This window comes from Janthinobacterium sp. TND4EL3, from assembly GCF_900156175.1.
Lineage (GTDB): Bacteria > Pseudomonadota > Gammaproteobacteria > Burkholderiales > Burkholderiaceae_D > Janthinobacterium.
The window spans coordinates 71899-91616 of record NZ_FTMV01000013.1 but is presented as its reverse complement, the minus strand read 5'-3'; the positions used below and the strand labels follow the sequence as shown (position 1 = coordinate 91616).

The window sequence follows — 19718 nt, the reverse complement described above, 5'->3', positions numbered from 1 at the left end:
ACATGGGCGCGCCCGCCGTGCGCTGGGTCGTGATGGGCGTGTCCGGCTGCGGCAAGAGCGCCGTCGGCAGCCGGCTGGCCGACGCGCTGGGCGTGCCCTATGTGGAAGGCGACGAGCTGCATCCTCCCGCAAACGTGGCCAAGATGGCAGCCGGCAGCCCGCTCGACGACGCCGACCGTGCCGGCTGGCTGGCGGCCTTGCGCGACCGGATCGCCACGGCCCGCGCGCAGGGCAGCGGCCTGGTCGTCTCCTGCTCCGCCCTGAAGCGCGCCTACCGCGACCTGCTGCGCAGCGGCGACCCGGCCCTGCGCTTTGTCCACCTGGACGGGCCGCGCGCCGTGCTGGCGCAGCGCATGCAACGGCCCGGCCATTTCATGCCGCCCAGCCTGCTCGACAGCCAGCTCGCCACCCTGCAGCCCCTGCAGGCAGACGAAAGCGGCATGGTGCTCGACATCCGCCAGCCGCTGCCCGTTTTGCTGGAACAGATCCTGCATGCGCCCTGAGCGGCGCGCGGCTGGACAGCCCGCGGCCCCCTGTGTAGACTGGCGCGCACTTTCATGAGGGATTTTTATGAGCACACCAACGACAAAACCAGCTCCGGGCCCGGAATTCTGGGAACGCGCCGACCAGGTCATCGCCCTGGCCAATGAACAATGCATGCACAGCGGCGGCAATGAAGTGGCCACCTCGCTGCTGTACGCGGCCGCCCGCTTCAACGCCTTTCTCGTCGCCAGCAAGAGCAACGACGTAGCGAAGATGCAACAGGAAAAGGAAGGCGCCGTGGCCTTCTTTACGGAACAGTACAAGCGCATGCTGACCGACAACTTCAACGACTACATCACCAACTTCGACAAGTACACGCAACCGTCGTCGGCCCCCAAGGGCTGATGCCGACGGCCGGCCTGGCCAGCCACCGCGCCCGCGCCACGCACGCCGGCAGCGTGCTCAATGGCGCGGTACGCCATGCGCCTTTGCCATCGCTGTGGCTGACGGCCATGCTGGCCGGCGCCGTCAGCGGCGCCCTGTTCTTCTTCAGCTGGACCGGCCTGCTGCTGTTTATGACCGGCACGGCCATCGTCCTGCTGTTCGGCCACTCGCTGGGCAGCCACCGCAAACTGATCCACGATAGCTTTGCATGCCCGCAATGGCTGGAATACCTGCTCGTCTACCTGGGCGTGCTGGTGGGCCTCAGCGGCCCGCTGGGCCTGCTGCGCCAGCACGAACTGCGCGACTACGCCCAGCGCCTGCCCGCTTGTCACCCCTACCTGCGCCACGGCGCCGGTTTCTGGCGCGATGCCTGGTGGCAACTATTTTGCCGCCTCGACCTCGACCACGCGCCGCAGATCGCCGTCGAGCCGCGCATCGCACACGACCGCTTTTACCGTTTTCTGGAAAGAACCTGGATGCTGCAGCAGCTGCCGTGGGCCGTGCTGTGCTACGCCTGGGGCGGCTGGGGTTTTGTCTGCTGGGGCGTGTGCGCGCGCGTCAGCGCCGGCGTGCTTGGCCACTGGCTGATCGGCTACTTTGCCCACAACCACGGGCACATGCACTTTCATGTCGACGGCGCCGCCGTGCAAGGCAGGAATATCCGCCTGACGTCGCTGCTGACCATGGGCGAATGCTGGCACAACAACCACCACGCCTATCCGGGCTCGGCCAGGCTGGGCCTGCTGCCGGGCGAATGGGACCCGGGCTGGTGGGCGCTGCTGCTGTTACAGCGCCTGGGCCTGGTGTCAGGCCTGCGCCTGCCGCAGGACCTGGCGCCGCGGCCGGAACTGCGCCGCCTTGACCGCGCTGACGGTCAGGCGTCGTCGCCGCCGGCCAGGTAATTGTTCTTGACGCGCACATAGTGCTCGGCCGAATAGCGCAAGTAGGCGATTTCCGCCTCCGTCAGTGCGCGCACCTTGGCGGCGGGACGGCCCACGTACAGGTGGCCGCTTTCCAGCACCTTGCCCGGCGATACCAGGCTGCCTGCGCCCAGCATCACGTGTTTCTCCACCACCACGTCATCCATGACGATGCTGCCCATGCCGATCAGGCATTCGTCGCCAATGGTGCAGCCGTGCAAGATCACGGAATGGCCGATGGTCACGTACTTGCCGATGGTCAAGGGCGAACCTTCGGGCTTGGCCGCATTCCTGTGCGACACGTGGCCCATGGAAAAGTCCTGGATATTGCTGCCCTCGCCGATGACGATGCGGTTGACGTCGCCGCGCAGCACGCTGTTGCACCAGATGGAACAGTCGTCGCCGATCTGCACGTCGCCGATCACTTGCGCCGTGTCATGCAGGTAGACTCTTTCGCCCAGCACGGGACGGGTATTCAGGTAGGAACTGACAGGCATCGCTTTCTCGCTTTTCATTAATTAGTAGACATTCACACCCAGCCGGCCGCCAGCGCAAAAATCGCCAGGCCATGCGCCAGGGACGCGCCCAGCAAGCCGGCACGGCAATATACCAGTCCCGCCACCACGCCTTCGATCACGGTGAACACGAGGATGGGCGCGCCCACCTGCGTGACGGTGGTGGCGAGGAAGGCGTGGCACAGGCCGAACAGCAGGCCGGACACGAGCGCCGCGCGCCAGGCGGGCAACCAGGCGCGCAATTGCTGCTGCAGCAAGCCGCGGAACAGCAATTCCTCATAACAGTTGGCGGCCAGCGCAAAGCCCAGCAGCAAGGGCAGCGCGGACGGCGCCACGGGCGGCAAGGAAGGCAAGCCGAACAGGGCTTTCAAGCCCGTTGCCAACCCGACAATCAGGCAGGCGCCCGCCACGCCCAGCAATACGGACAGGGCCGGACGCGTGCCGGACCAGCGGATCTGGCGGCGCGCCTCGCTTTCCAGCCAGCACGTGCTTGCCACCAGCGCCAGCGACATGGCGCCCAGCGCCAGCAAGACGGGCGGCGGCGCCGTGAAGCGCAAGCCGCCCGCCGCCACCTGCCAGTAGCCGTGCGCCGTCATCGCGTCGCGCGCCAGCACGAAAAACAGGATATGCACGAGCACGCGCAGCAGCGGGATAGCCCGGGGCACGGCCAGCAGCAGGGCGGCGCAGACGAGGAAGGCAGGCGTAATCGCCAGCAGGTACTGCGCCAGGGAAGTCAGGTCGGCCATCGCTCATATCGGGAAAAGGACGGTGCCAACGGGCACAGGCTGGCAATTGTATGCGGCGACTGGCAAATCGGGCAAATGGTCTGGCTATGCCGCCTTGCGCCAGCCGTGGATCAGCCCATGCGCGGCCAGCCCCGCCGCCAGTCCCCACAGGGCGCCACCCACGCCCAGCAGGGTCACGTTCGCCGCCGTGGCGAGGAAGGTGATCAGGGCCGTCTCGCGCGTGCGCACATCCGCCATCGCCTGCGCCAGGCTGTTGCCGATGGCGCCCAGCAGGGCCAGGCCCGCCAGCGCCGTGATGAAGCTGCGCGGCAAGACCATGAACAGGCTGGCCAGGGTAACGCCAAAGATGCCCACGAGGATGTACAGCACGCCGCAGGCCAGCCCCGCGACATAGCGTTTCGACGGGTCCGCATGGGCGTCCTTGCCCGTGCAGATGGCGGCCGTGATGGCGGCCACGTTGAAGGCGTGCGCGCCGAACGGCGCCATGAGCAGCGAACCGAGTCCCGTCACCGTCAAGATGGGGTTGGCGCTGACCTGGTAACCGTCATTGCGCAGCACCAGCATGCCCGGCATGTACTGGCCCGTCAGGGTGATCAGGAACAGCGGCAGCGCCACGCCCAGCAGCGACGCCACGGAAAAGCGCGGCATCTGGAACACGGGCGCGGCCAGGGCCAGCTCGATGCCTTGCGCATCGATGCGCCCCTGCGCCAGCAGCAGGACCAGGCCGATCAGCATGATGCCCACCACGGCAAAGCGTGCCGTGAAACGGCGCAGCACGGCGTACGACAGCAGCAATACCACCACCAGCACGGGATCGGCGCTGGCGCCGCCGAACGCATTCACGCCAAACTGCAGCAGGATGCCGGCCGGCAAGCCGGCGGCGATGCCACCAGGAATCAGCCGCACGAGGCGCTCGAAGGCGCCGGACATGCCCAGCAAGATGAAGGCAAGCGCGGACACCATGTAGGCGCCGATCACCTCGGCATACGGCGTGTGCGGCATGACGGTGGCGAGAAAAGCCACGCCGGGCGTGGACCAGGCCGTGATGATGGGCGCGCGGTAGCGGTAGCTGAGCCAGATGCCCGTCACGCCCACGCCGATGCTCAGCGACCAGACCCAGGACGCCGTCTGCGCGGCGCTCAGCTGGGCCAGCTGGGCCGCCTGGAACACCAGCACGAAGGTGCCGCCATAGTTGACGAGGACGGAGATGAAGGCCGCCATCGTGGGGGATGCCAGGTCTTGCCAGCACAGCCTGTCCGGTCTGCCTGCTGTTTTTGCGATTGTTGCGCTTGTCGTCATGCGGAAGTCCTCCCTTGCCAGTGAAAGGACGCATCGTAAGGTCAAAATGGACTGCTCAAGCAGTCCAATTCATAGACTTGTAGCAGACCACATGAACCGTATCACCCCAGCGCGCGGGCCAGACGGACGATGCCGCTGTCGATCTCGTGCGGCGTGAGCGCCGCAAAGCCCAGCAGCCAGCCGCCGCGCTCCGGCGGCGTCGCGTACAGCCGGCTCAGGCCCGGCAGCACGATGCCCGCCTGGGCCGCCAGCCGTTGCGTGTGCAGCTCGTCCCTGCCCTCGTGCAGCAGACAAGGCAGCTGCAAGCCGCCCGGCGGCAGCTGCGCCGTGACGACGTGCGGCAGATGCCGCTGCACGGCCTGCGCCATCGCGTCGCGGCGCACCGCATACACCTTGCGCATGGCGCGTACATGGGCCGCGAAATGGCCGTCGGCGATGAAACGGGCCAGTGTCAGCTGGTCCAGCTGCGGCGTGTGGCCATCGAGGATGCTGCGCGCATGCGTCATCGGCTTGACGAGGGCCGGCGGCAGCACCATGTAGCCGATGCGCAGCCCCGGATACAGCGACTTGGCGAAGGTGCCCAGGTAAATCGTGCGCTGTTGCGTGTCGAGCCCCTGTACGCACGCCGTCGGCAAGCCCGCATAGTGAAACTGGCTGTCGTAATCGTCCTCGATGATCCAGCCCTGGCGCCCGGCTGCCCACGCAACGAGCTCCAGGCGGCGCTCCAGCGCCAGGGTGGCGCCCGTCGGGTATTGATGCGACGGCGTGACGTAAATCGTGTTGGCGCCGCTGCGGTCTGCGCGCAGGTGCTCGATGGACAAGCCGTGCGCATCGACAGGCACGGGCACCACCCGCAATTGCGCCATCTCAAAGGCCTTGCGCGCGCCGAAATAGCCGGGATCTTCCATCAGGATGGGGCCATGCGCATCGGCCAGCACCTGCGCGCACAGGTACAGGGCCTGGCGCGTGCTGCTCAGCACCAGCACCTGGCCGGCCGTGGCCCGCGCGCCCCGCTCCAGGTTCACATAGTCGGCGATGGCCTGGCGCAGCGGCTCGGCCCCTTGCGGGTCGCCGTGCAGCAGCACATGGTGTTCGCCGGCGGCCTGGCGCCGCAAGCGCTCCCACACGTCGAGCGGAAACGCGCGCGTTTCCGGCAAACCCGTGGCAAACGCCTTCACGCTCTGCTGGTCGGCCACGCCGCCGCTGGCCAGGATCTGCGCGCCGCGCGCGCTGAGGGCCACCGGCTGCGCGGACAAGGGTTGCAGCGTTGTCGCGGGCTTGCCCAGCAAGCTCGCGCCGACCGCCGCCGACACGAAGCTGCCCGATCCCGCCTGCCGCTGGAGATAGCCGTCCAAGCGCAGCTGCGCATACGCCATTTCCACCGTATCGCGCGACACGCCCAGCGACTGCGCCAGCGCGCGCGTGGCCGGCAGGCGCAGGCCGGGCGCGAGCACGCCATCGAGTATCAGCTGGCGCAGCGCGCGCTGCACGCGCACGCGCAAGTCGAGCGCCGCCAGTTCGGGCGCGGCGATGCGTATCTTCAGGGTGTCGAGTTCGAACTGCGGCGTCATGTGGCCTTCGCGATAGCACTGGCAGTCGCCACGGCGGCCAAGCTGCTGGCGTGGGAAAAACCGTGCTGCTGCAGCACCGCCACCAGTTGCTCGCCCGCGCAGCCCAGGCGCAGGTTTTCCGCCACCCAGTCCTGCCAGGCGGCGCCGATCTCCGGCATCGCCTCCGGCGCCAGGGTCAGGCCGAGTATGCAGCTGGCCAGTAGACCATTGATGCGCCGCGTGTCGATCAGGTGCTGCACCACCGCGTGGCCCGACTGGGGATACGGATGCAGGGTGCAGCGCCCGAAGGCGGCCAGGCGCTGCGCGTGCATGGCGTCGAGGTTGACCGACTCGCCGACGCCGGCCGCGTCAGGCCGGGCCGCGTCAGGCCGCGTGCCAAATACCAGATGCATGTGCGTGCGCTGCGCCGCCCTGGCGCGGCACAGGGCGGCCAGGTCGTAATAGCCGGACAGTGGCGGGTCCTGCGCCAGCGACTCCATCACGGGCAGCCAGCGCAGCTCGTGGTACAGGCGCGCCTGCTCCACGTCAAGGAAGGACAGCGGCCCGAAGGCAACGATCTGCTGCACGTCGAGCAGCAAGCCATACATGACGGCCGCATACGCGCCCATGGACTGGCCCAGGGTGGTGACGGCACCTGGCGCGATGCGGCGCACGAGATCGCCCAAGGCCTGTGCCGTTTCATCCACATGGCCGCCCAGGCCAGCGATGCGCCGGTGATACCAGGCATTGGCCGAATCGCGCACGAGGATTTTGTTCAGATGCTGTCCACTGGCCTGTTCCAGCTTTTTCAGGCGACCGAAAAAATCAAAGGCGGGACGCGTGGTCCACGAAACGAAGCCGAAGGCGATGACCAGCGGCGCGCCGGGCACGATGTGGTCCACCAGCACGTCGTCGTCGCTGGTGGCGACCAGCCGGTTATTGAGCAGTTGGACTTGCGGCATCGCTTCGGCTCCCCGTGACAGGATAAAAAGGCATAAAACTTGAGTTTAATGCCAGGACTGGCAAAATGGAAACATTCGCCGCTGCGGTACGCGGGCAGACACGGAAAAACTGCTAGTCTGGCGGCTATGACCCTTGACACTGGAGATCACCATGCCGCATCGCCTGACGCATCACCTCAAATACCTGCCCCTCGCCGCCGCCATCGCCCTGGCCGCCGGCTGCGCCGCCACGTCCGACAGCGCCAGGCCGGACACGGGCCTGACGCCCACGTACAGCCTGACGAATACCTACTGGAAGCTGACGCAGCTCGATGGCGCCAGGGTGGCGATGGTTCCCGGGCAGGAGCGCGAAGTGCGCATCACCCTCAGCGACGATGGCAAGGTCACCGGTTTTACGGGCTGCAATCGCGTGATGGGCGGCTACACGCTGGCTGGCACGGCGCTGCGCTTCACGCAGCTGGCCGGCACGCGCATGGCCTGCCCGCCGCCGTTGATGCAGCTGGAAAGCGCCGTGCTGGCGAACCTCAACAGCGTGACGGGCTACCGGCTCGAAGGAGAGGAGCTGATCCTGCTCAAGGATGGCGCGCCCGTGGCCAGGTTTGAATCCGTATATTTGTAGCAAGAATAATGATGGCGCTCAGCACCTGCTCGCTGTACAGCGCCATCACCTGTTACCGTTCGAGCAACGTCAGGGGGTCAAGCCGCCAAACCGGGGTGGATGGCCTGCTTGCGACGGCGATACATGGCGGCCAGTGCCACCAGGCCCAGTCCCATCATCGCGTAGCTACCTGGCTCCGGCACGGCTGAAAGAACCTGCAACTTGGTTTGCGGGCTGAAACTATCCAGGCGGGAGAAGGGAATCGTTTCGCGATTCGCAGCATAGCGGAATACCGAGTCACCAGTCTTAAAGTTTCTCTCGCTCCAAGTTTCATAATATGGCGCATTATCATCATAATAATGGGCGTCGATGCTCAAGCCATTCTTGTAATCAAACGAAAATTCCAGCGTGCAATTCGGTCCAGCCGTGCATCTGGTGTAATTGACGTCGAGCACCACCATGCTGGTCAACTCATTTGTCGTGAGCACGCCATCGTTATTCAGGTCGCGTCCTGAAAATGAACCGCCGTACGTGACATGGGGATTAAACACGCCATCGTTGACAAAACCCGTATAGAAAAAATTAAAGTATTGATGTTCCTGCGCCTGGGCCCCCAGCGACAGGGATGCCAGGATGGCGGTACAGCACATTTTTTTCAGCATGATTTAGCTCCATTCGAAGATCTGCAAGATGAAAGATGTATGCCTGATCCGACTTAATCCATGTCTGTCCGGCGACAAAACGGCGAGAAGCAGCCTCGCCCTCCTTAGCAATAACATTGTGCGACGGAAAAAATGCATTAAAGACAAGGCCAGCAGATCATAGCAGCAATTATTAATTTTTCTTTTCTTTTTAATAATTTATTTTCTGTGCCGTGGCAGAAGTACACGCGGCACGCTATCCGGATACAATAAACATCCGCTCTTGCATGGAAGGCCTATCTTGTCCACCAATCCGCACCCTCAGCTAGGCAGTTACCGAGCGCTGCTGTTCGACATGGACGGCACCGTCATCAATTCCATCGCCGCGGCCGAACGCATCTGGGGCACGTGGGCGCAGCGCCAGGGACTCGACGTGGCGGCGTTTTTGCCCACCATCCACGGCGCGCGCTCGGTCGACACCATCGCCAGACTGCGCCTGCCCGGCGTCGACGCGCAGCGCGAATCGCAGGGCATCACGGATGCGGAAATCATCGATGTGGAAGGAATTATTGAAATCGCGGGCGCGCTGCGCTTTTTACAGTCGCTGCCGCCGGCGCAGTGGGCCATTGTCACCTCGGCGCCCCGCGCGTTGGCCACAGCGCGCCTGAAGGCGGCCGGCATGCCGATTCCCGCCATCATGGTGACGGCGGAAGACGTCAAGGCAGGTAAACCAAAACCCGATTGCTACCTGCTGGCGGCGCAAAAGCTGGGCGTGGCGCCCGTGGACTGCCTGGTCTTCGAGGATGCGTCGGTCGGCATCGAGGCGGGCGAGGCGGCTGGCGCGAAAATCATGGTGGTCACCGCCACGCATGCGCACCCGCTGGCCACCCGCCACCCGGCCATCGCCAGCTACGAAGGCCTCGTGGCGACCGTCGATGGCGACGGTTTCATCGTGCTGGCGCAGTTGCCGGCCCCTGCGCCTGCAGCACGCGCGACAAGATAGCCTGCTCCAGCGCCGCAAAGGCCCCATGGCCGCGCTGGCGCGGGCGCGGCAAGTCCACCCGCACGTCCAGCGCGATCTGGCCATCCTCGATCAAGAGCACGCGGTCGGCCAGCGCCACGGCTTCGGCCACGTCGTGCGTCACCAGCACGGCCGTAAAGCCGCGCGCCAGCCACAGCGACTCGATCAGTTGCTGCATCTCGATGCGCGTCAATGCATCGAGCGCGCCCAGGGGTTCATCGAGCAGCAGCAGTTGCGGCTCGTGCACGAGGGCGCGGGCCAGCGCCACGCGCTGTTTCTGCCCGCCCGACAGGGCCGCCGGCCAGTCGTCCGCCCGCTCGGCCAGGCCCACCGTCCACAGCGCGGCGGCGGCGGCCCCGACGGAGCGGGGCAGGCCCAGGGCCACGTTATCGAGCACCGTCTTCCACGGCAGCAGCCGCGATTCCTGGAACATGATGCGGATGTCGGGCGCGCCGACACCGCTGCCGATGGCGACGCTGCCTTCATCGATGCTTTCCAGTCCAGCGATCGAACGCAGCAAGGTGCTCTTGCCGCAGCCGCTGCGTCCCACGATGGCGACAAATTCGCCCGCCTCGAGCTGCAAATCGACGTTTTTCAGCACGGGACGGCTGGTGTAGGATTTGCTCAGGTTTGCCAGTTCCAAGGGGACGCCACGCCGCTGCAAGGGAGCGGGCGGCGGCGCCTTCGCCTGCGGCGGCGTGCCGGCGGGGTCGTACTGCACGAAATGCGACAAAAAATCCGTTTCGATCTGGATGGGGGCGAGCAGCATGGTATTTTTCTTTCCTCGTTAGCGGTAGGCGGGATTCCAGCGCAGGCAGTGGCGTTCCAGGCCCCGCGAGAACAGATCGGCCAGCTTGCCCAGCAAGGCGTACAGCAAAATCCCCACCAGCACGACGTCCGTCTGCAAGAATTCGCGCGCATTCATGGTCATGTAGCCGATGCCGGCCTGCGCCGAGATGGTTTCGGCGACGATCAGCAGCACCCACACGAGCCCCAGCGAAAAGCGCACGCCGACCAGGATGGAGGGCATGGCGGCCGGCAGGATCACGTCGCGGTACAAGGGCCAGCCGGACAAACCATAGCTTTTCGCCATCTCGATCAAGCCCTGGTCGGCCGAGCGGATGCCGTGGAAGGTGTTCAGGTAGACGGGAAAGAACACGCCGACGGCCAGCAGGAAGAGTTTCGCCGTCTCGTCGATGCCGAACCACAGGATCACCAGCGGAATGAGGGCCAGGGCCGGGATGTTGCGCACCATTTGCAATGTCGTGTCGAGCAGGGTTTCCGCGTGGCGGAAGCTGCCCGTCAATAAGCCCAGCAGCAAGCCCAGTCCCGCGCCCACGGCGAAACCGACCGTCGCGCGCCACAAGCTCGTCTTCAGGTGCAGCCACAGTTCGCCCGACACGGCCAGATGCCAGAAGGCCTTCGCCACGGCCCACGGCTCGGGCAGGATACGGCTCGACAGCCAGCCCCACTGGGCCGCCAGCTGCCAGGCCAGCAGCAGCGCCACGGGCAAGGCCCACGGCGCCAGGGTATTGCGCCAAGGCGCGGCGCTCGCCCGTTGCAAGGAGCTGGCCGCCATCTCAGGCAGCCTTCTTCTGCGGCGCGGCCGGCACGATATTGCTGGCCATGACTTCGCCGAAGGGGCCGCTCAAGGACTGCTCGCCGGCGGCCTTGCCCTTGCCCAGCAGCGGGAACACCAGCTCGGCGAAGCGGTACGCCTCTTCCAGGTGCGGGTAGCCCGAGAAAATGAAGGTGTCGATGCCCAGGTCCGCGTATTCCTGCATGCGCGCCACCACGGTCGGCCCGTCGCCGACCAGGGCCGTGCCCGCGCCGCCGCGCACCAGGCCCACGCCGGCCCACAGGTTGGGCGACACTTCGAGCTTGTCGCGCCGCCCGCCGTGCAGGGCCGCCATCCGTTGCTGGCCGACGGAATCCATCTTGGAAAACGCCGCCTGCGCCTTGGCGATGATGTCGTCGTCCAGGTGGCTGATCAGTTCATCGGCCGCGCGCCAGGCCGCCTCGTTGGTCTCGCGCACAATCACGTGCAAGCGGATGCCAAACCGGACCGTGCGGCCTTTTTTTGCGGCGCGCGCGCGGATGTCGGCGATTTTCTCGGCGACTGCGGCAGGTGGCTCGCCCCACGTCAGGTAGACGTCCATCTGCTCGGCCGCCAGTTCATGCGCGGGCTCGGACGAGCCGCCGAAATACAGGGGCGGATACGGTTTCTGCACGGGCGGATACAGGGTTTTCGCGCCCTTCACCTGGATATGCTTGCCCTCGAAATCGTAGCCGGCCGCACCGCCCTCGCCCGCCAGCGTGGCGCGCCACACCTTGATGAATTCATCGGAAATCTCGTAGCGCTTGGCATGGTCGGCAAACAGGCCGTCCGCCTCCAGTTCGCCCTGGTCGCCGCCCGTGACGACGTTGATCAGCAGGCGCCCGTTCGACAGGCGGTCGAACGTCGACGCCATGCGCACGGCCAGGCCGGGCGTGGACAGGCCGGGGCGCACGGCCACGAGGAACTTGAGCTTTTGCGTCACGCTGATCAGGGACGACGCCACCACCCACGCGTCTTCGCAGGAGCGGCCCGTCGGCAGCAGCACGCCGTCGTAGCCCAGCGTGTCGGCGGCCACGGCCACCTGGCGCAAGTAATCGGCATCGACGGGACGCGCGCCCTGCGAGGTGCCCAGGTAGCGGCTGTCGCCGTGGGTAGGAATAAACCAGAAGACATTCAATGACATGATATTTGTTCCTTATTTTGCGCTGGTGGCCAGCTGGCGCGCCGGCAGCAGCGCATCCTTGACGATGATCGGTTTCGGAATCAGCTTCAGAGCGGAAAACGCATCGGCCACCCTTTGCTGCGAGGCGATGACGTCGGGCGACACGGGCTTGACGCCATACGCATAACGCGAGGCGGCCAGCGCCACGACATCCTTGCCCAGCCCCGTCTGCGCCGACAGGATCGCCGCCACCTCGTCCGGGTTGTTGCGGCCCCAGTCATCGACCTTGGCCACTTCGTCGAGCACGATGCGCAGGATTTCGGGATTTTTTTCCGCATACGTGCGCGAGGCCAGGTAGAACTGGTAGTTCGCCACCAGGCCCTTGCCGTCGGCCAGCACGCGGGCGCCCAGCTGCTTTTCGGCGGCCGCCAGGAACGGGTCCCAGATGGCCCACGCATCCACGCTGCCCCGTTCGAAAGCGGCGCGCGCATCGGCCGGCGGCAGGAACACGGGCTGGATGTCGGCGTACGCGACGCCGGCCTTTTCCAGCGCCTTCAACAGCAGGTAATGCACGTTCGAACCCTTGTTCAGGGCGATTTTCTTGCCCTTCAAGTCGGCCAGGGTGCGCAGGCCGGAACCCTTGGGTACGACGATGGCTTCGCTGGCGGGCGACGCCGGCTCATTGCCGACGTACACCAGGTTGGCGCCGGCCGCCTGGGCAAAGATCGGCGGCGCCTCGCCCACGGTGCCGAAATCGATGCTGCCCACATTCAAGCCTTCCAGCAGCACGGGGCCGGCCGGAAATTCCGTCCATTTCACGCCCACGCCCTGCTCGGCCAGGCGTTTTTCCAGGGTGCCGCGCCCTTTGAGCAAGGTCAATGTGCCGTATTTTTGGTAGCCAATGCGCACCTGCAGCTCCCCCTTGGCCTGCGCCTGCGCCGTGGCCGGCATGCCGGCCGCCATCACGCCGGCAGCGGCGGCAAACAGCAGGCCCAGGGTGGTACGGCGCGAGAGGCGTTGTGCGTGGCGGTGTGTCATGGTGCTTCCTTCGTCGGTGAATAATCAGGCGGCTTGAAATTGCGGGGCGTAAGGCTGGTCTTGCAGCGAACGCACGGGTAACGAGATATCGGCTGGCGCGGGCGGACGCAGGCCCTGCAGCACGAACAGGCCGGTGGACAGCTCCTCGATCCCGGCCCGCACGCGCGCGGCGATCGGCGCATCCAGGCTCAGGCCCCGCTCTTCGTCCCAGGCCAGCTGCTGCGCATTCGCATAGATGCTGGTAAAGACCTGCTTGGCGCCCAGCGCATGGAGCACGGGGCGCAGCGCATAGTCGAGCGCCAGCGTGTGGGCGTGGCCGCCGCCCGTGGCCAGCGGCAGCACCAGCTTGCCGGCCAGGCCGTCCTGCGGCAGCAGGTCGAGGAAGGCTTTCAGCAAGCCTGTATACGACGCCTTGTAGATGGGCGTGGCGATCACGATGGCGTCGGCGTCGGCCACGGCGCGCACGGCGCGGGCGATCGCCGCGTCGTCATAGTCGGCCAGCAGCAAGGCGCGCGCCGGCAAGTCGCGCACATGCAGCTGAGCATAGCTGTGGCCCTGCAGCGCGAGCTGCTCGCCGATATGCAACAGCAAACGGCTGGAACTCGATGGGAGTTGCGGGCTGCCGCCCAATAACAAGATGCTCATGTGATGCCCGTCCCTGTACGTGATGGTGTGATTTGGCTACTTGGATGCTTGCAGCCTATCGCCATCAGCGGCCCGATAAAACGAATGCTTTCGCGCTTCGATATGCGTTTTTTGTCTATCCGGGCCTGACGCCCCGCAAGCGAAGGCGCTCATCCCTACATGGCTTTTTTCGCATATCCATGCGCGGTTTTCTTCGTGTACGGCGCGCGTCCGGCGGTGCAATATCGGCGTCATCGTCTTTCCGGAACATCACCCATGTCTAGCGTTTTTCTCCATTCCTCCCGCCCTGCCCCGGCCGCAGCGGAACCGCTGCAGGACGCCATCCACATCGCCACGTCGCTGGCCGCGCGCCTGGCCGCAACGGCCAATGCCCGCGACCAGGCCGGCGGCCATGCGGCGCAGGAACGCGAATGGCTGCGCGATTCAGGCTTGCTGACCTTGTCGATTCCCGTGGAATTCGGCGGCCAGGGCGCGTCGTGGCCCCTCGTGTACCAGGTGATCCGCATCCTGGCGCGGGCCGACAGCGCGCTGGCGCACGTCTTCGGCTTCCACCACCTGCAACTGGCGGGCCTGCAGCTGTACGGCAGCGCGCAGCAGCAGCGCCGCCTGCTCACACTCACCGTCGACGAGCGCCTGTTCTGGGGTAATGCGCTGAATCCCCTCGACAAACGGGTCACGGCGACCGACAGCGGCGACGGCTACCTCCTCGACGGCATCAAGAGCTTTTCTTCCGGTTCCGTCGGTTCCGACTGGCTGACCGTCTCCGCCTGGCATGCACCCACGCAGACGGCGCTGATCGCCGCCCTGCCCACGCGCCAGGACGGCGTGAGCGTGCAGGCGGACTGGGACGCCTTTGGCCAGCGCCAGACGGACAGCGGCAATGTGCATTTCCAGGCTGTCGCCCTGCCGCGCGAACTGGTGCTGCAGGCGCCCGCGCAAGCGGCCACGCCGCAAGCCACCGTGCGTTCGCAGATCGCGCAGCTGATCATGGCCAATCTGTACCTGGGCATCGCCGAGGGCGCCTTCGAGGCGGCGCGCCAGTACACGGACGAGCAGGCGAAAGCCTGGTTTGCCTCGGGCGTGGCGCAAGCCACGGATGACCCTTTGGTGCAGCACCGCTATGGCCAGCTGTGGCTCTTGCTGCGTCCCGCGCAGGTGCTGGCCGACGCGGCGGCGCAGGAACTGGAAAAGGTCTTCCGCAAGGGCGCACTGGTGACGGCGCGCGAACGGGGCTTGCTGGCCGTGGCCGTGGCCGAAGCCAAATGCCTGGCGCACAAGGCGGGACTGGAGATCAGCAGCCAGATGTTCGAGCTGACGGGCGCCCGTTCCACCTCGGCCCAATACGGTTTTGACCGCTACTGGCGCAACGTGCGCGTGCATACCCTGCACGACCCCATCGACTACAAGCTGCGCGACCTGGGACGCTTTGCCTTGACCGGCACGGTGCCCGAGCCGACGGCGTATTCATAATTTACCCACCAAGGAGCCACCATGACCATCGCCCGCCGCAGCATCGTCCTCACCGCCCTGACCCTGGCCCTGACGGCCAGCTTCGCCCACGCCAAGGACCCGAAAGACATCACCATCGGCACCAGCGCCGGGCCGTATGCGGACCAGATCAAGCTGGGCATCAAGCCCATTCTGGAAAAACAGGGCTACAAGGTCAAGCTGGTGGAATTCAACGACTACATCCAGCCCAACTTCGCGCTGGCCGAGGGCTCGCTGGACGCCAACGTGTTCCAGCACATCGTCTACCTGAAGAAATTCGCGGCCGAGCACAAGCTGGCCCTGACGGACCTGATCACGATACCCACGGCGCCGATTGCCATCTACAGCAAGAAGCACAAGACGCTGGACGACGTGAAGGAAGGCACGACCGTGGGCTTGCCGAACGACCCGACCAACCAGGCGCGCGCGCTGGTGCTGCTCGACCAATTGAAATGGATCAAGCTGCGCGACAATTTCGACCCCGTGCGCGCGTCGGAAAAGGATATCGCCGTCAACACGAAGAAAATCAAGCTGCTGCCGCTGGAAGCGGCGCAGCTGCCGCGCTCGCTGGGCGACACCGATTATTCCTTCATCAACGGCAATTACGCCCTGGCGTCGGGGCTGAAACTGACGGACGCGCTGGTGGCCGAGAAAATTTCGCCCAACTACATCAACCTGGTGGCCATCCGCACGGCCGACAAGGACAAGCAGTTCGCCAGGGACCTGGCCGCCGCCTACCGCTCGCGCGAATTCCTCGACATCACCAATAAACACTTTGCCGGCTACTCGAAACCCGATTACCAGCAAGCCTTGCAGACGGCAGCCAAATAAGCCATGGCCAAGACGATACGCTTCAACGCCTTCCAGATGAATACCGTGGGCCACCAGTCGCCGGGGCTGTGGACGCACGCGCGCGACCGCAGCCACCGCTACACGGATCCCGGACACTGGACGGAACTGGCGCGCCTGCTGGAAGCGGGCCTGTTCGACGCGGTATTCCTCGCCGACGTGCTGGGCGTGTATGACGTGTACCGGGGCAGCCTCGATGCGGCCCTGGAACACGGCGTGCAGGTGCCGCTGAACGACCCGCTGGCCCTCGTGCCCATCATGGCGCAAGCCACCACGCACCTGGGTTTCGGCGTCACCTGCGCCCTCACCTACGAGCACCCGTACACGTTCGCGCGGCGCATGTCCACCCTCGACCACCTGACCGGCGGGCGCATGGGCTGGAATATCGTCACCGGTTACCTCGATAGCGCGGCGCGCAACCTGGGCTTGAACCAGCAACTGGGCCACGACGAGCGCTACGACCTGGCCGACGAGTACCTGGAAGTCGTCTACAAGCTGTGGGAAAAGAGCTGGGACGACGACGCCGTCGTCAACGACAAGGCGCGCGCAATCTATGCCGATCCGGCCAAGGTCCATCCGATCAACCATGCCGGGCGCCACTACCGGGTGCCCGGCATCCATTTGTGCGAGCCGTCGCCCCAGCGCACGCCGCTGCTGTACCAGGCGGGCACCTCGCCGCGCGGCACGCGCTTTGCGGCGCGCCATGCGGAAGCGACCTTTGTCAGTGGCCCCAGCAAGACGGTGGTCAAGCGCTACGCCGACGACTTGCGCGCCGCCGTGCGGCAAAGCGGGCGCGATGGCGACGCGCTGCTGATCTATGCGCAGGCGCTGGTCATCACGGGCGCCACGGAAGCAGAGGCACGCGCCAAACACGCCGACTATCTGCGCCACGTCAACATCGAGGCGGCGCTGGTGCTGCTGTCGGGCTGGACGGGCGTCGATTTCAGCCGCTACCCGCTCGACGCCACCATCGACTACATCGATTCCCCGGCCGGGCGCTCGGCGCTGGCCTCGTTCAGCCAGGCCGACCCGAATCGCACGTGGACGGTGCGCGAGGCCGCCGAATACATCGGCCTGGGCGGGCGCGGCCCCGTGCTCGTGGGCGATGCGCGCCAGGTGGCCGACCAGCTGGAAAGCTGGCTGGACGAGACGGGCATCGACGGCTTTAACCTGGCTTTCGCCGTGGCGCACGACAGCATGGCCGACGTGGTAGCCCACATCGTGCCGGAGCTGCAGCGGCGCGGCCGCTACCGCACCCGCTACGAGGAAGGCACCCTGCGCCACAAGGTGTTTGGCCGGGGCCCGCGCCTGCCCGCAGATCACGCGGGACGCCAGGTCAGCATCGAACCCGGCGAGGAGGCGCTGGCGGCGGCATGACGGCACCAGTGACAAGCGTTATCAATCATGTTAGCTTGTCACATTAAAAACACGCGGGCGACGACGTGCACCTCCTTTCCTTTTGCGGCACACTCTCTTCGACCTTGCTCTTCGCCCTCCTGGCCACCAGCCACGCCGCAGCGCAAGCGGACGCGCCTGCCGATCCGCCGGCCGATGCCGGCCAGTCCATCCACATCAACAGCATCCGCAACCCGGAACTCAAATCGTACCGCGTGATGGCGGCCGGTCTCGACGCCTTTGATGAATATCATGCGCTGGCGCCGCAAGCGCGCGAAGTGCGCTTCCAGCTGGTCGCCAGCAGCGGCGCTCCCGCTGACGCCATGCAGGACCTGGCCTTGCGCATCGCCGGCAATGAAACGTCGATCGCGCTGCCCCTGTCCGCCGACGGCAGCTTTGTGCTGCCACGCAGCGCAAAGGCCGACAGCGAGGACGCGGACCTGATCACCAACAAGAAAAAGGGACAATACCGCTGGCAGGCATCCGTCCACAGCGACGGCGTGCCCGCCAACATGCGCCGCCTGGGCGACCTGCGCCTGCAATGCCAGGTGACGATTGCCATCGCCAAGAAAGAGATCCCGTTCTGGGTACGCACCCTCGTCGGCACCTTGCTGCGCACCACGGACTGGTGTTCCGCCAGGGAGCTCAAGATGGGTACGCGCAGCGAGCCGGCCATCGCCAGCGCCACCCTGCTCGATGGCGGGCAGCGCATCGCGCTGCAGGTAAACAATGGCGGCAAGTCCTTCCTCGCGCCGATCGGCGACACCCGCCATGCGGACGATACCCTGATCGAACTGGTGTATCCGGATGCCGCCGGCGCGCCGCGCCCATCCTTGTGAACGTTTGCGTCCTGCCCCGTTCCGTGTCAGCATAGGCCACCCCGGCAACACGGACAAGGACTGCAATGCCCCTCACACCACCACGCGCTCTGGCCCTGGCTCTCCCCCTGCTGCTGGCCGGCCACGGCTCGCTGGCGCAGGCGCCAGCCACGCCGCCGACGCCCGGCTGCGACGTCTGCACCGCCTGGAACGCGGACCAGGCGCCGTTCCGCATCTTCGGCAATACCTATTATGTAGGCGTGAAAGGCCTCAGTTCGGTGCTCATCACGTCGCCGCAGGGCCACGTGCTGATCGACGGCGGCTTGCCGGAGTCGGCGCCCAAGATCATCGCCAATATCGGCGCGCTGGGTTTCCGCATCGAAGATGTCAAATTGATACTCAACTCGCATGGCCATATCGACCATGCGGGCGGCCTGGCCGAACTGCAGCAGCGCAGCAATGCGCTCGTGGCCGCCAGCCCGTCGGCCGCGCTGGACCTGGCGTCGGGCGAGGTGGGACCGGACGATCCGCAATACCATGCGCTGCCCAAGTACCCGCCCGTGAAGGACATGCGCCTGGCGCGCGACGGCGGCCAGTTCAATGTCGGCCCGATCAGACTGACGGCGCACGCCACGCCGGGCCACACGCCCGGAGGCCTGAGCTGGACGTGGCAATCGTGCGACGGCCCCCGCTGCCTGAACATGGTCTACGCGGACAGCCTCAACGCCGTCTCGCGCCCCGGCTTCAGGTTCAGCGCCAGCAGCGAGTATCCGAACGCGGTGGCGGACCTGCGCCACAGCTTCGAGACCCTGGAAAAGCTGCCCTGCGACGTGCTCATCTCGGCCCACCCGGAAGCGTCCCAATTATGGGAACGCCTGGAAGCGAGCGCCACGGCCGGCAGCGAAGCCTTCGTCGACCCGCAGGCCTGCCGCGCCTACGCGGCGGCGGCGCGCACCCTGCTCGACGCACGGCTGGAGCAGGAAAAGCAGCCGTAAGCTTGGCAAAGCGCTTGTCAACCGTGCACGCTGGCGCGGCGCGGATCTGCTAATCTGGCGCCATTCATTTGAAGAAGGAAATGCCATGTTCAATATCGCCAGACTGATTCCCCTCGCCGCCATCGTCGCCATCACGGCCGGCTGTGCGCAGACGCCCGTGCGCAGCGACGCGGCCGCCGCCGCGCCAGGCGCCACGTCGCCTGCCAAGCCGGCGCCGAAGCTGGCGGGCACGCAGTGGAAGCTGAAGGAATTGAAGGGCAAGAAAGTCGTGCGCAAGGCGCCGGAACAGCGTGAAGTGACCCTGCTGCTGGCCGACGGCCGCGCCAGTGGCCACAGCGGCTGCAACCAGATGATGGGCGGCTACACCAGCGATGGCGTCAGCACCCTGGCCTTCTCGCAGCTGGCCGGCACCATGATGATGTGCCAGCCGCAGGACATGGACCTCGAACGCGAACTCCTGACCACGCTGGGCGAAGTCAACGGCTACCGCTATGCGGACCAGGAACTGCTGCTGCTCAAGGATGGCGTGCCCGTGGCCCGCTATGAGGCGCTGACGGTGAAGTAAGGTTTTTGCAAAGCCAGGCGCCACGC

General features: G+C 66.0%; 22 protein-coding genes. 11 read left to right on the top strand and 11 right to left on the bottom strand.

Annotated elements, in window-relative coordinates; translation table 11 throughout:
• The first annotated feature begins 2 nt into the window (after window positions 1–2).
• The 3 genes from BXA07_RS19675 (at window position 3) to BXA07_RS19665 (ending at window position 1829) form a co-directional block, all read left to right on the top strand.
• Window positions 3–503, top strand: coding sequence for a gluconokinase (locus BXA07_RS19675; RefSeq protein ID WP_083708420.1), 501 nt, complete (start codon window positions 3–5; stop codon window positions 501–503).
• Between the two features lie 67 nt (window positions 504–570).
• Window positions 571–888 carry a DUF3144 domain-containing protein gene (locus BXA07_RS19670; protein WP_076570109.1) on the top strand — a complete coding sequence of 106 codons (318 nt, stop codon included), beginning with the start codon at window positions 571–573 and terminating at the stop codon, window positions 886–888.
• Window positions 888–1829 carry an acyl-CoA desaturase gene (locus BXA07_RS19665; protein ID WP_076570107.1) on the top strand — a complete coding sequence of 314 codons (942 nt, stop codon included), beginning with the start codon at window positions 888–890 and terminating at the stop codon, window positions 1827–1829. The genes BXA07_RS19670 and BXA07_RS19665 overlap by 1 nt, the downstream gene beginning before the upstream one ends.
• Here the strand turns inward: BXA07_RS19665 and BXA07_RS19660 are convergent.
• From BXA07_RS19660 to BXA07_RS19640, 5 genes are all read right to left on the bottom strand, one after another.
• A complete protein-coding gene (locus tag BXA07_RS19660; protein ID WP_076570106.1) occupies window positions 1802–2344 on the bottom strand; it encodes a gamma carbonic anhydrase family protein in 543 nt (180 codons plus the stop codon). The genes BXA07_RS19665 and BXA07_RS19660 overlap by 28 nt on opposite strands.
• 32 nt (window positions 2345–2376) lie before the next feature.
• A complete protein-coding gene (locus BXA07_RS19655; protein WP_076570104.1) occupies window positions 2377–3108 on the bottom strand; it encodes a CPBP family intramembrane glutamic endopeptidase in 732 nt (243 codons plus the stop codon).
• Window positions 3109–3192: 84 nt separating this feature from the next.
• Window positions 3193–4329: a benzoate/H(+) symporter BenE family transporter gene (locus BXA07_RS19650; RefSeq protein WP_076570103.1), complete on the bottom strand. Its 1137-nt coding sequence runs from the start codon at window positions 4327–4329 to the stop codon at window positions 3193–3195.
• A gap of 179 nt (window positions 4330–4508) precedes the next feature.
• Window positions 4509–5978, bottom strand: a complete 1470-nt coding sequence (locus BXA07_RS19645) for a MocR-like pyridoxine biosynthesis transcription factor PdxR (RefSeq protein ID WP_076570101.1) — start codon at window positions 5976–5978, stop codon at window positions 4509–4511.
• Window positions 5975–6919: a hypothetical protein gene (locus BXA07_RS19640; protein ID WP_076570100.1), complete on the bottom strand. Its 945-nt coding sequence runs from the start codon at window positions 6917–6919 to the stop codon at window positions 5975–5977. The genes BXA07_RS19645 and BXA07_RS19640 overlap by 4 nt, the downstream gene beginning before the upstream one ends.
• A gap of 151 nt (window positions 6920–7070) precedes the next feature.
• On the opposite strand from BXA07_RS19640, the gene BXA07_RS19635 reads away from it, so the two are divergent.
• On the top strand, window positions 7071–7538 hold the full coding sequence (locus BXA07_RS19635) for an META domain-containing protein (RefSeq protein WP_076570098.1): 468 nt from the start codon (window positions 7071–7073) through the stop codon (window positions 7536–7538).
• A 77-nt stretch (window positions 7539–7615) separates the two neighbouring features.
• Here BXA07_RS19635 and BXA07_RS19630 read toward each other — a convergent pair whose 3' ends face one another.
• Window positions 7616–8179, bottom strand: a complete 564-nt coding sequence (locus tag BXA07_RS19630) for a PEP-CTERM sorting domain-containing protein (protein ID WP_076570097.1) — start codon at window positions 8177–8179, stop codon at window positions 7616–7618.
• 280 nt (window positions 8180–8459) lie between these two features.
• Here BXA07_RS19630 and BXA07_RS19625 point away from each other — a divergent pair, with 280 nt between their 5' ends.
• Window positions 8460–9161 carry an HAD-IA family hydrolase gene (locus BXA07_RS19625; protein ID WP_076570095.1) on the top strand — a complete coding sequence of 234 codons (702 nt, stop codon included), beginning with the start codon at window positions 8460–8462 and terminating at the stop codon, window positions 9159–9161.
• Here the strand turns inward: BXA07_RS19625 and BXA07_RS19620 are convergent.
• The 5 genes from BXA07_RS19620 to ssuE form a co-directional block, all read right to left on the bottom strand.
• Complete coding sequence (locus BXA07_RS19620; protein WP_076570094.1) at window positions 9106–9948, bottom strand: ATP-binding cassette domain-containing protein; 843 nt, start codon at window positions 9946–9948, stop codon at window positions 9106–9108. The genes BXA07_RS19625 and BXA07_RS19620 overlap by 56 nt on opposite strands.
• 18 nt (window positions 9949–9966) lie before the next feature.
• Window positions 9967–10758: an aliphatic sulfonate ABC transporter permease SsuC gene (gene ssuC / locus BXA07_RS19615; RefSeq protein ID WP_076570092.1), complete on the bottom strand. Its 792-nt coding sequence runs from the start codon at window positions 10756–10758 to the stop codon at window positions 9967–9969.
• A 1-nt stretch (window position 10759) separates the two neighbouring features.
• Window positions 10760–11920 carry an FMNH2-dependent alkanesulfonate monooxygenase gene (ssuD, locus tag BXA07_RS19610; RefSeq protein WP_076570090.1) on the bottom strand — a complete coding sequence of 387 codons (1161 nt, stop codon included), beginning with the start codon at window positions 11918–11920 and terminating at the stop codon, window positions 10760–10762.
• Window positions 11921–11932: 12 nt separating this feature from the next.
• Window positions 11933–12862, bottom strand: coding sequence for a sulfonate ABC transporter substrate-binding protein (locus BXA07_RS19605; protein ID WP_244556346.1), 930 nt, complete (start codon window positions 12860–12862; stop codon window positions 11933–11935).
• Window positions 12863–12961: 99 nt separating this feature from the next.
• Window positions 12962–13582: an NADPH-dependent FMN reductase gene (ssuE, locus tag BXA07_RS19600; protein ID WP_076570086.1), complete on the bottom strand. Its 621-nt coding sequence runs from the start codon at window positions 13580–13582 to the stop codon at window positions 12962–12964.
• Between the two features lie 255 nt (window positions 13583–13837).
• Between ssuE and BXA07_RS19595 the strand changes: the two genes are divergently transcribed.
• The 6 genes from BXA07_RS19595 to BXA07_RS19570 all read left to right on the top strand — a co-directional run bounded on the left by BXA07_RS19595 (window position 13838) and on the right by BXA07_RS19570 (window position 19692).
• Window positions 13838–15052: an acyl-CoA dehydrogenase family protein gene (locus tag BXA07_RS19595; protein ID WP_076570084.1), complete on the top strand. Its 1215-nt coding sequence runs from the start codon at window positions 13838–13840 to the stop codon at window positions 15050–15052.
• A 21-nt stretch (window positions 15053–15073) separates the two neighbouring features.
• Entirely contained in the window at window positions 15074–15901 is an 828-nt protein-coding gene (locus BXA07_RS19590) for a MetQ/NlpA family ABC transporter substrate-binding protein (protein ID WP_076570082.1), read from the top strand.
• Window positions 15902–15904: 3 nt separating this feature from the next.
• The gene (locus tag BXA07_RS19585) at window positions 15905–17296 is read left to right on the top strand and encodes an LLM class flavin-dependent oxidoreductase (RefSeq protein WP_076570081.1); all 1392 of its coding nucleotides are present in this window, start codon (window positions 15905–15907) and stop codon (window positions 17294–17296) included.
• A gap of 65 nt (window positions 17297–17361) precedes the next feature.
• The gene (locus BXA07_RS19580; RefSeq protein ID WP_139335662.1) at window positions 17362–18153 is read left to right on the top strand and encodes a hypothetical protein; all 792 of its coding nucleotides are present in this window, start codon (window positions 17362–17364) and stop codon (window positions 18151–18153) included.
• A gap of 65 nt (window positions 18154–18218) precedes the next feature.
• Complete coding sequence (bla, locus tag BXA07_RS19575; RefSeq protein ID WP_076570077.1) at window positions 18219–19127, top strand: subclass B3 metallo-beta-lactamase; 909 nt, start codon at window positions 18219–18221, stop codon at window positions 19125–19127.
• 85 nt (window positions 19128–19212) lie between these two features.
• Window positions 19213–19692: an META domain-containing protein gene (locus tag BXA07_RS19570; protein WP_083708408.1), complete on the top strand. Its 480-nt coding sequence runs from the start codon at window positions 19213–19215 to the stop codon at window positions 19690–19692.
• Window positions 19693–19718 lie beyond the last annotated feature (26 nt).

Coding starts and splice junctions, on each gene's coding strand:
- BXA07_RS19675 (WP_083708420.1), top strand. CDS start 3: ATGGGCGCGCCCGCCGTGCGCTGGGTCGTGATGGGCGTGTCCGGCTGC.
- BXA07_RS19670 (WP_076570109.1), top strand. CDS start 571: ATGAGCACACCAACGACAAAACCAGCTCCGGGCCCGGAATTCTGGGAA.
- BXA07_RS19665 (WP_076570107.1), top strand. CDS start 888: ATGCCGACGGCCGGCCTGGCCAGCCACCGCGCCCGCGCCACGCACGCC.
- BXA07_RS19660 (WP_076570106.1), bottom strand. CDS start 2,344: ATGCCTGTCAGTTCCTACCTGAATACCCGTCCCGTGCTGGGCGAAAGA.
- BXA07_RS19655 (WP_076570104.1), bottom strand. CDS start 3,108: ATGGCCGACCTGACTTCCCTGGCGCAGTACCTGCTGGCGATTACGCCT.
- BXA07_RS19650 (WP_076570103.1), bottom strand. CDS start 4,329: ATGGCGGCCTTCATCTCCGTCCTCGTCAACTATGGCGGCACCTTCGTG.
- BXA07_RS19645 (WP_076570101.1), bottom strand. CDS start 5,978: ATGACGCCGCAGTTCGAACTCGACACCCTGAAGATACGCATCGCCGCG.
- BXA07_RS19640 (WP_076570100.1), bottom strand. CDS start 6,919: ATGCCGCAAGTCCAACTGCTCAATAACCGGCTGGTCGCCACCAGCGAC.
- BXA07_RS19635 (WP_076570098.1), top strand. CDS start 7,071: ATGCCGCATCGCCTGACGCATCACCTCAAATACCTGCCCCTCGCCGCC.
- BXA07_RS19630 (WP_076570097.1), bottom strand. CDS start 8,179: ATGCTGAAAAAAATGTGCTGTACCGCCATCCTGGCATCCCTGTCGCTG.
- BXA07_RS19620 (WP_076570094.1), bottom strand. CDS start 9,948: ATGCTGCTCGCCCCCATCCAGATCGAAACGGATTTTTTGTCGCATTTC.
- ssuC (WP_076570092.1), bottom strand. CDS start 10,758: ATGGCGGCCAGCTCCTTGCAACGGGCGAGCGCCGCGCCTTGGCGCAAT.
- ssuD (WP_076570090.1), bottom strand. CDS start 11,920: ATGTCATTGAATGTCTTCTGGTTTATTCCTACCCACGGCGACAGCCGC.
- BXA07_RS19605 (WP_244556346.1), bottom strand. CDS start 12,862: ATGGCGGCCGGCATGCCGGCCACGGCGCAGGCGCAGGCCAAGGGGGAG.
- ssuE (WP_076570086.1), bottom strand. CDS start 13,582: ATGAGCATCTTGTTATTGGGCGGCAGCCCGCAACTCCCATCGAGTTCC.
- BXA07_RS19595 (WP_076570084.1), top strand. CDS start 13,838: ATGTCTAGCGTTTTTCTCCATTCCTCCCGCCCTGCCCCGGCCGCAGCG.
- BXA07_RS19590 (WP_076570082.1), top strand. CDS start 15,074: ATGACCATCGCCCGCCGCAGCATCGTCCTCACCGCCCTGACCCTGGCC.
- BXA07_RS19585 (WP_076570081.1), top strand. CDS start 15,905: ATGGCCAAGACGATACGCTTCAACGCCTTCCAGATGAATACCGTGGGC.
- bla (WP_076570077.1), top strand. CDS start 18,219: ATGCCCCTCACACCACCACGCGCTCTGGCCCTGGCTCTCCCCCTGCTG.
- BXA07_RS19570 (WP_083708408.1), top strand. CDS start 19,213: ATGTTCAATATCGCCAGACTGATTCCCCTCGCCGCCATCGTCGCCATC.